General features: G+C 62.7%; 3 protein-coding genes. All 3 read right to left on the bottom strand.

Annotated elements, in window-relative coordinates; translation table 11 throughout:
• On the bottom strand, window positions 1-2639 hold a 2639-nt coding region (locus KA184_21895), incomplete at its 3' end, for a right-handed parallel beta-helix repeat-containing protein (GenBank protein ID MBP8132241.1).
• Between the two features lie 191 nt (window positions 2640-2830).
• Window positions 2831-6397 carry a right-handed parallel beta-helix repeat-containing protein gene (locus KA184_21890; protein ID MBP8132240.1) on the bottom strand — a complete coding sequence of 1189 codons (3567 nt, stop codon included), beginning with the start codon at window positions 6395-6397 and terminating at the stop codon, window positions 2831-2833.
• Window positions 6398-6709: 312 nt separating this feature from the next.
• On the bottom strand, window positions 6710-7966 hold the full coding sequence (locus KA184_21885) for a DegT/DnrJ/EryC1/StrS aminotransferase family protein (GenBank protein MBP8132239.1): 1257 nt from the start codon (window positions 7964-7966) through the stop codon (window positions 6710-6712).
• Between the last annotated feature and the right edge of the window lie 161 nt (window positions 7967-8127).

The following is an 8127-nucleotide window of genomic DNA, read 5'->3' as shown; positions in this document are numbered from 1 at the left end:
GCCGCGCACGCATGGTTCGCGCCCGGCCCCGGCACGAATCCGTCCTCTGTCGACCCGGGATCGTCCGCGCAATGGAACCCGCCGGAGTTGTAGAACTGAATCACGCGCAACAGTTCCGTCAATTCAATGAACCCATCGCCGTCCTGGTCCGCCGTGTGTTGTGTTTCTTCGCCTTCGCCTTCGCCTTCGCCTTCGCCTTCCCCTTCGCCCTCGCCCTCGCCCTCGCCCTCGCCCTCGCCTTCGCCTTCGCCTCCGGGAATCTCCATGGGTTCGCTGAACTCCGAGGTGTTCATTACCGCATCGGTGCACGTCGCAGTCAGATGCATGCCGCCATAGGGCGTCAGGTCCATGGAGACGGAGAATTCGCCGGTGCCATCGGCGCTGATCGAGGTAACGTAGATCTCGCCTTGCCCATCGTCGTCAGCAAAGAACTCGACTACGCTGCCTGGCGCCGCTGTGCCGGTGACTGTGCCACCGACACTGAGCAGTTGCGGCGCATCTATGTTTTCGTTGGTGTCGGGGTCGAGAATGATGCCGCCCCCGGGATTGCCGTAGATGGCGTTCCGGGAGAAGGGATTGCGTAGCGCATGGTCCGAAAGCCAGATACCGCCCTGCACGTTGAGCGCGATCACGTTGGCCTCGCCTGCCCCGGCGCCGCCTATGGGATTCGCGGAGATATAGCCCGAGAGCCGCACCCCCGCGCCGCCATTGGATTTCACGGTCTTGCCCGGCCCGGGCAACAGCCCGATAACATTCCCTTGAACGCTGTTGTTCTGCGTGGGGAACCCGGTGCTTGAGATGGACACGCCGTGTGAACCATTCCCGGCAATGTAATTTCCCGCGCCGGCCTCGGCGCCGCCGACGGCGTTATCCACCGCATCCGTAATCACCACCCCTTCCATGCCGTTCGGCACCGCCGCGGTTCCGGCCGCGTTCAGCCCGATGTAGTTGCCTTGAACATCGTTCCAATAGGCGTTGGCGCCTTTGATACGGATACCGGCCATCGCATTGCCCGAAATCGTATTGCGCGAAGCCGAGTCCGCTCCTCCAATCTTGTTCCAATAGCTCTCAATGAGAATGCCGTCGCCCGTATTCGGCAGCGCGGCCGTGCCGGCGCCGTTCAGGCCTATCGTGTTGGCTAAGATGAAATTGCCCTCGCCCACATCGCCGGTGACCGTTACCCCCTCGCCGTCATTGCCCGAAATCAGATTATGCGTAATGTAATTCTGGGGCGCTCTGTAGACGTATACTCCGCCGTCCCCGTTCGGGAGCGCGAGCGTTCCGTCCGCCGTGCCCCCAATGATATTGTGGGAGGCACTGTTCAGATAACATCCTTCGGTATCCGTCCCCTGAATGCGGATACCGTAAGACGTGTTGCCGGAAATCACATTGCCTTCTCCTGCAATAGTGCTCCCAATCACGTTGCCCAAGCACCGGTCAATCACCACGCCGTCCTGATTGGGTATTGCCGACTGCCCGGTTGCATCCGTGCCGATAAAGTTGTTTCTTGCATTCGTGCTAGTCGTGTCCCCTTGAATCATGATGCCGGCCAGCAAATTGCCCGAGAGCACGTTGCCGCTGCTTTCCACTTCCCAACCGATGTCATTGCCGGTGCCGGCCCCGTCGAGATTGACGCCGCAAAGGCCGTTGGGAATGGCTTGTGCACCTGCGGCGTTCGTGCCAATCCTATTCCCGCCCACCAGATTGTCCGCGCTTCCGTCGGTGATCAGCACGCCGTTGCCGCCGTTGCTGGAAATCACGTTGCTCCTTTGCGCCGCGGACCCGCCGATTTGGACGCCGCTGCAATTCATGACATGCACGCCGTCCAGAGCGTTGGGCTGCGGCTCCTGTGAAACATCGAGGCCCACGTAATTTCCAAAAACGGACGTGTTATCGGCCCGCTGCATGTGAATCCCGCAGCCGCCGTTCGCGCCTATGTAATTCCGGTCTGCCGCCTCGGTCGAGCCAATCATGCATGCGGCTGTACTCAGAAGGCGAATCCCGTCCTGCCCGTTCCCCAGCGGATCCTGGGCAACGCTGTTCAACCCGATTCGGTTCCGGCTGATCGTGACGCCCGTGCTGGACGCGACGTAAACGCCGCAGAGTCCGTTTGCCGAGATGGTGTTAGTGCCTTCCGGCCCGCCGATCGTCACATCGTTCGCATGGTCGACATAGATGCCGTGGCCGCCATTGCCCATGTCCGTACTGCCCCGGGTGCCGATACTGCATTTGGATACCCGCGAGCCGGGCGCCTCGATATGAATGCCGTGAGAGGGAAAGTTGATTACGTCCAGCTCTTCCAGAATCACCGGCCCCCCCTGGAAATGCAAGCCGGTTTCGCCGCCGGAAAGCGTGTTCCCGTTGAGCACGGCGCCGCGGGCCGTGATCGTAACCGTGCCGCCGTCGTACGTAAGCGCGGGCAGCGCGGAAGCCAGGTTGATGAGATATGTGTCGGCTGCAAAGGTAATTGCATGGTCGCCGGAACTCTGCGCGTTGACGCCCTCGATGGCCGCGCGCAACGAGCCGGCGCCGGAATCCGCCGCGGTGGTCACTTCAAATTCCGCGCCCCAGCCGCAGGGAACCAGCACCACCCCCGTCGTCAGCGCAATCAGAATCACGTTTCTGCCCAGCATATGCATGACACGTGCCTCCTCGCACAGTCCCGTTGCGAACATTCCGGCAACGCGTCCTCCCCACACGACGAGATAAGTTCCATACGCCGGCCAGAACCCCGCCGCATCCCGGAATGTTCTCCTCGTCAAACGCCTATGGCCTTCCGCCGGGCTCGCCGGCCTGGCGGAAGGCACGCCACGAATGTGCTACGCCCGGTTCACGGCCCCGGGCAGAAACCGTCCTCCGTACCATCGCCCGGGCAGTAGTGGTAACCGCCCGAGTTGTAGAATTGAATGACGCGCAGCAGTTCCGTAAGCGCAATGGCCCAGTCTGGCCCGCTGGGCGCATAGTCGCTGTCGTGCGGACAGCAGGAGTAATTCGCACCGGCGCCCGGCACGAATCCGTCCTCTGTCGACCCGGGGTCGTCCGCACAATGGAACCCGCCGGAGTTGTAGAATTGAATGACGCGCAGCAGTTCCGTCAGTTCCACCTCGCTGCTGTGGTCCTGGTCGGCTGTGTGCCATTCATCGGCGCATTCACCCTCGCCTTCGCCCTCGCCTTCGCCCTCGCCTTCACCCTCGCCTTCGCCCTCACCTTCGCCGCCCGGCGGGTTCACGTCCGAATACACCGTGTTCGACAAATACTCTCTGTCTACGCCCTGGAGCCGGAATCCCGCATGACCCCAGAAACTGACTATTCCCGCTTGACCGCCCGGGACCTGGACGCGATACGAGAATTCAATCGGGAATGCCGGTATTTCTCCGGGCGAGTAATTAAAGTTGAACCCGCCTTCCTCACCAATATCCGGGCCATTGGAGGGCAGGTCGCCCGCGAGCAGTCCGACGAAGGTCCAGCCGGGAGGCGCAACCTCTTCCACCGCGAACACGCTGACCGTGGGCGGACCTGCCAGGTACTCGAAATGCAGGATGACATCAAACGTATTTCCTGGTGAGTACGTTGCGTTCACCGTGCGCGACATCACGATTTCGGGTATCCCTTCCTCAATGACCGATTCAACGGGTTCGGTTTGAATCTCATAAGGTCCCCCGGTCTGATATCCCGCAATTCCCGAGAAGGTCACCTGACCTACTTGAGTCTGCGGCACGTATACGCTGTACGTGAATTCCATGGGGAACGATGGAATCGCCGAATTCCAGACAAACGTGAAGGGGCCCGGAGTAAGAGAACCAGGCTGCGAATCGGGGGCGGGGCCGTTCACATAGTCATAGAACATCCAGCCCGCGGGCGGTGTTTCCTGGACGGCCACGTTGGTCAGCGGGTCACTGCCCGAGTACGTCAACTGAACCGTGATCTCAATGACCTGATTCGGATAGTAGAGCGCGGGCGTATCCCGCAGCATCGACATCTCCACGGGCACTTCCGGAATCGCACCGGGGTCGCTGAACTCCGAGGTGTTGCCCGTAGTATCGGTGCACGTGGCGGTCATGTTCAGGCCACCGTACGGCATCAGGTTCAGGCCCGTCACAGTGAAATTACCGCCGCCATCGGCCGTGGTAGACGTGAGATAGGTCTCACCCTGGCCCCCCTTGTCGGCAAAAAGTTCCACCACGCTATTCGGCGGCGCGTAACCGCTAATCGTTTCGCCAATCTGCACCAGTTGCGGTGCCTCGATGTCGCCGTTCGTGCCCGCGTCGAGGACAATGCCCCCCACGGAATTGCCGTAGATCGCGTTCCTGGTGAAGGTGTTCTGCGCAGCGCCGGCGTTAAGCCAGATACCGCCGTTCAGGCTGTAAGCGATGATGTTGGGTTCCCCCGCGGCCATACCGCCGACCAAAGTCGCCGAAACCGGGCCCGTGAGACGGATACCCGCGCCGCCGTTTGATTTTACCGTTTTCTCGGGGTTGGGCAGGAGCCCTATGATATTGCCCTGAATAATATTGTTGGTCACCGGGGTTACATCGCCCGAGATTTCTACGCCGCCTCCTGTGTTTCCAGAGATGTAGTTTGCCGCGCCGGATTCCGCGCCGCCAATGACGTTATCGGAGGAACTCTGGACGAGCACGCCCGCCGCCTCGTTCGGTACCGTCGCCGTGCCCTCGACGTTCACGCCGACCCAATTACCTTTGACGATGGTGCCGCTGCTTTCCACGCCGTCGACGCGCACGCCGCACCCCGTGTTGCCGGAAATAATGTTGCCTGCGCCCGCGTCCATGCCGCCGATTTCGTTGTCCGCGCCGCGCACTAGCACACCATCCCCGCCGTTGGGCACCGCGGCCGCGCCGCCGCCATCGAGGCCGATCCAGTTCCCGGCGACGACGTTTTCGCCCACAAATTCGCCGGTCATGGATATGCCGTTCGTAGTATTGCCGGAAATGATGTTGCCCGAACCCAGTTCGCTGCCGCCGATAAAGTTGCTGGCGGCGTTCTGGAGCAAGATGCCCTCGGCCCCGTTCGGGATCGCGGCCGCGCCGTCCGCGCGGAGACCAACCCGGTTCCCCAGAACGAAATTCAGCGAACAAGCTTCCGTTTCCGTGCCGTCCATCCGGACGCCGCTGGAGGTGTTGCCGGAGATGACGTTGCCCTCGCCCGGCTCGGTGCCGCCCAGGGTGTTGCTGGAGGCGCGATCAAAAAACACGCCGTACAGATTCGGGATGGCGGACTGCCCATTCGCGTCCGTTCCGATGTAGTTCCCCTCGATGCTGTTCGCCGTCGTAATGCTCTGCACCAGCACGCCGGCCTGGGCATTGCCCGAGATCGTGTTCCCGGCGCCTTCCTCGCCGCCGCCTATCTCGTTGAGAAAACCGCCGGCCAGATGCACGCCCGCGAAACCGTTCGGGATGGCGGACGTGCCAGCCTCGTTCGTCCCTATCCGGTTGCCAAACACTCGGGTCTCGGATGCAGGTTCGGAGACCACGATCCCGCTGCCGGTGTTTCCGGAAATCACGTTGCCTTCGTCGGCGACCGTGCCGCCGATTTGGTTGTCCTGCCCCACCGCCACCTGTACGCCCGCGCCGCCATTCGGCTGTGCCGCCTGCAGCGTGTCAATGCCGATGTAGTTGCCCTTGACCGAGCAATCATTCGATGCATTGATGAGCACGCCGTCGGCGCCGTTCGCCGCTATGTAGTTGCGGTCCGCCGTGCTCGAAGAACCCACGCGGCAGAGCTCGGATGCGACAATCTGGATGCCCGACTGGCCATTGCCCAGCGGGGCGCGCCCGACATCGTTCAGGCCGATCTTGTTTCGCGTGATCGTAACGTCTTCCGAACCAATCACGTAAATGCCGCTCAAGTCGTTGCCCGAAATGACGTTGCCGCCTTTCGCGCCGCCAATGGTGATATCCACCGCCCCGTTCACGTGAATGCCGTTCCCGCCATTCCCCATGTCCGTGCTGCCCCGCGAGCCGATCTTGCATTGCGCAACAGCCGAGCCGTCCGCCTCGATCTGAATCCCGTGAGAGGGGAAATAAACGATGTCCATGTCTTCAAGAAACACCGGCCCGCCCTGAAAATGGAGGCCGACTTCCGAACCGGACAGACCGCTGCCGTTGAGTATCGCGCCGCTGCCGGATATGGTGACCGTGCCGCCCGCGTACGTGAGCGCGGGCAGCGCGGACGTCAAGTTGACAGTCATATAGGAGTCCGCAAAGATAATCTGATGGTTGCCGGACGTTTCCGCGTTTACCGCCATGATGGCCGCCCGCAAAGACCCCGCCCCGCCGCTGGAGGCGCTTTCCACCTCAAACGTGTCGCCCCAGACATCCACGCTTAGGAGAAGAGCCCCCGTCAATGCGAAAAGACACACCTGCCCTGCCACCCTTTTCATGAGTCGTTCCTCCTTCCACATGCCCGTCCCGGGCACAGGTCCGCACACCGCGATCTCCCCACGCCCTGCAAGAGCAAGGCGCGCTCCTCCTGAGAGAACTCCGCTCGCGTCCCCGCGTGTCCTCACCGTTGAATAGGCTCGCTGTCTTCGACTGTCCCCTTGCCCATTCCGTCAGAACCGAACCACGGACGCGTCGAAGACGCGCGTCGAGTTCTTCGGCCGGTGCACGAGCAGAACACCAACACCGGTACCAAAATATCAGCGCCGCGCCGGAAAAGCAACAACAATCTTCTCGCGGGGCCGGAAAAGCCGCTATTTCAGATAGGCCGCCTCCACCTTGCACAGCGCCGCAAACGCGTCCTCGACGTCCGCGTCCGTCAGGTTCTCATGAACACGCAGCCCGAACAGCCGCGTATGCGCGTCATCCATGTTCGGCAGGGGGTACTTGCGGTCCGGGTCGCCTTTGTAAAGCGGGCACGACCACGGATAGCCGCTCGATCCGAATACGGCCCGCTCCCTGTACCACCGATGGCGCGTAAAGGGCTGCGTATACCGCGCGAAGAACGGCATGCCCTCTGCTTCGAGCGCCGCCGCGAACGCCGCCACGCCGCACGAGACCTTGTCCGTGTCCAGCTCGAACACCAAAAACCAGAATGCGCCGTCGGAATCGGGCAGGCCCAGATCGACCCGGACCGTTTCCAGCGTTTCGCAGCACTCCGCCAGCGCGCGCGCGGCCTTGCGGCGCCCTTCGAGGATGGCGGGCAGCTTCTGCAATTGAACCAGGCCGATGGAGCACGCCAAGTCGTTCGAATTGAAATTCAGCGTGCAGACGACGTTCGTATCCTCGCCCTCGAGACCGAACGGCTTGCCCCGGTCCGACGCGCGGCGCGACTTCCAGTAGAGGTCCTCGCGCTGCGTGTAAACCACCCCGCCCTGCGCGCCCGTCGCGTGATGCTTGCCGGACATCGTCGAAAACGCGGCCACGTCGCCGAACGCGCCCACGGGCCGCCCCTTGTAGGTTGCGCCATGCGCCTGCGCGCAGTCCTCGATGACCGGGATGCCCCGGGCTCGCGCCATGTCCATGATCGGGTCCATGTCGCATGCCAGCCCCGCGATATGCGCCACGATGATTGCGCTCGTGCGTTCCGTGATCCGGTCCGCGATCTGCTCCGGCCCCACGAGATAGCTGCGCGGGGCGGTGTCCGCCACGACCGGGATGCAACTGCACACGGGCACAGGCATGACCCCGCCCATATCCGTCACCGGCGGCACGATCACCTCCGTGAACGGCTCGATAGCCAGCGCGCGCAACGCCACATAGACCGCGGCCGAACCCGAACTGACCGCATCCGCGAAGCCCCCGCCCATGTACGCCGCGAACGCGCGGCAATACGCCTGCTCCGGCGCGCCGTCATAACCGAATGCCTCGCCCGACGCCATCGCCGCGTCGAACAGGCCGCACACCGCCCGTTTCTCCGCCTCATCAAACAGGCGGCGCGGCGTCCACGGCGTGGGGCGCACCATCGGCCCCCCATGGATCGCGAGCCGCCGCATCGCATCCGAAACCATAGAACCACTCCTCCCCGGCCCGTGCGCGCACGGCCACCCGTGCCGCAACGTTGCCGCATAGCTGCGAGCGCAGACCTCCGTTCCGGCAATCGCCCGCGCGTCCCGCCAACATAGCCGCACCACGAACTTGACTGCAACTGCAAGAATTCGGTATGCTACCC

The sequence above is a fragment of the Candidatus Hydrogenedentota bacterium genome (assembly GCA_018005585.1).
In the GTDB taxonomy this organism is placed as follows: domain Bacteria; phylum Hydrogenedentota; class Hydrogenedentia; order Hydrogenedentales; family JAGMZX01; genus JAGMZX01.
Note: the sequence above shows the minus strand (reverse complement) of the source record. Positions and strands in the feature narration are given on the sequence as shown.